General features: G+C 71.5%; 2 protein-coding genes. One reads left to right on the plus strand and one right to left on the minus strand.

Annotated elements, in window-relative coordinates; all coding sequences use genetic code 11:
• Nucleotides 1-122 precede the first annotated feature (122 nt).
• Nucleotides 123-737 (minus strand): precorrin-8X methylmutase, encoded by a 615-nt coding sequence (locus tag WA805_RS02230; protein WP_422272200.1) that lies wholly within the window; start codon nucleotides 735-737, stop codon nucleotides 123-125.
• Between the two features lie 278 nt (nucleotides 738-1,015).
• Between WA805_RS02230 and WA805_RS02235 the strand changes: the two genes are divergently transcribed.
• Nucleotides 1,016-1,840 (plus strand): glycosyltransferase family 2 protein, encoded by an 825-nt coding sequence (locus tag WA805_RS02235; RefSeq protein ID WP_422272202.1) that lies wholly within the window; start codon nucleotides 1,016-1,018, stop codon nucleotides 1,838-1,840.
• Nucleotides 1,841-2,047 lie beyond the last annotated feature (207 nt).

The following is a 2,047-nucleotide window of genomic DNA, read 5'->3' on the forward strand; positions in this document are numbered from 1 at the left end:
CGCCCGCGCCGATCACGACCACGCGCCTGCCGCGCAGCCGCAGGCCGAGCAGGTACGCCTCATCCGCGGCCTGTCGTCCTGTCACGCACCGAACGTACCCGACGGCCAGGGCGGCTATCGACCTACGGGGCAGGCTCGCCGCGGGCCGCCCGCAGCAGTGCGTGGAAAGCCGCGACCGCCACCACCGGGCCGCCCTTCTCGGACAGCGTGGTCAATGCGGGGACACCGCTGGCCCGCAGCTCGTCCTTCGCTTCCGCCGCGCCGGACAAACCTGCGGGCACCCCGATCACGAGCGCCGGTTCCGTCACGCGGCGGAGGATCTCCCTGAGCGCGTCCGGCGCGTCGCCGACCACCCAGACCGAGCCGGGTCCCGCCACGCCGAAACCGAGCCGGACTCCGGCCGCCGGCACCGTGATGCCCGTGGTCCTGGCCAGCCTGACGGCCAGTGACTCGGCGGCCTTGCAAATGACCGGGCAGTCCGTGATTCCCGCGGCCACCATGGGCGCGTCGGCCAGCACCGGCACCCCGGCCGCGATGGCCCGCACCCCCGCCGCCAGGACGGCCTCGTCGCACATCAGATCGGTAACGAAATCAAAGTCGCCGGTAGCGCACAAGACCGCCTCGGTGACCGCGCGGGTCAGCGGCGGCAGCTCGCTGAGGTCGAGCCGGGACCGCAGCACACGGTACGACTCCGCCAGCGCGGAATCATCGACGACCATGTCTGCCGAGACAACCATCCCCGCAGCGCAGAGACAACTATCGCCGCCAGCCGGCGTGTCGGTCCCTCGCAGATTGCCACCATGTGTAACAAGAGGCCGATACAGTGGTGGGCGCGCGGGCTTAGCCCGGTCGCGCGCCGTCGGCCTCGGGACGGGCAACCACACACAAGGCGCGTGGACCGGTGGTCCGCAGGAGCGAACGGAGCATGCATGGCGAGGGACCGATACGACCTCGATGCCGGCCCGGCGGCCGCCAGACCAGTGTGCGGCCTGGACCGCGGGAAAGAGGCATAGGCGTGTTCTACTCCAACCCGGCGGACGCGGCGACCGACGCCGACGCACTGCAGACGCTGGCCGGCACTTACGGGGAACGCGCCACCAAGCTGCCGCCGATCGCGATGGTGATCGCCGCCTACAACGAGGAAGGCGCCGTCGGCCCGGTCGTGGAGAAGCTGCCGAAGACGGTGTGCGGGCTGGCCGCCGAGGTCATCGTGGTCGCCGACGGCTGCGTCGACGCCACCGCCAAGGAGGCCGACGCGGCCGGCGCCGTGGTCTGCGACGTCCCGGTCAACCGCGGCCAGGGCGCCGCGCTGCGCCTCGGCTACCGGATCGCCAGGGAAGGCGGCGCCGAGTACATCATCACCACCGACGCCGACGGTCAGTACAACCCGCTGGAGATCGAGTCCCTGCTGGCCCCGGTCATTGAAGGCAAGGCCGACTTCGTCACCGGGTCGCGCCGGACGGGCAGCGAGGAGACCAAGGACCCGGTACGCCGGGCCGGGGTGCGGTTCTTCGCCTCGCTCGTCAGCCTGCTCACCGGGCAGCGGATCAGCGACACCACGTTCGGCCTGCGCGCGATGCGTGCCGAGGTGACCGGCGCCGTCCAGCTCGAACAGCCGCAATACCAGGCGTCCGAGCTGCTGATCGGCGTCATCACGCACGGGTACCGGGTGCTGGAAGTGCCCGCCACCATCCACAAGCGGACGGTCGGCGAGAGCAAGAAGGGCCAGAACCCGCTGTACAGCCTGCACATCCCCGGCGTGAACAACCTCTTCTACGGCGCCAGGTTCACCCGCGTGGTGCTCGGCACCTGGTGGCGCGAACGCCGCCGCCGCTCGTAGCGGCGACGGCGTTCCTTAGGCCCTTTTGCTCTTTTGCTCTTCGTCGCAGCGCCCTTGGCGCCCTGCCGGCGCTAGTCGGCCGGGGTGGCCTGCTTCGCGCCGTCCGTCTTCGCCGCGCTCTTCGCGGTCTCGGCGCTCTTCGCGGTCTCGGCGCTCTTCGCGGTCTCGGCCGCTTCCGCCTCCGCGGTGGCGGCGCGGGCCGCGGTG

It is taken from the genome of Trebonia sp., assembly GCF_049794275.1.
Taxonomy (GTDB): Bacteria; Actinomycetota; Actinomycetes; order Streptosporangiales; family Streptosporangiaceae; genus Trebonia.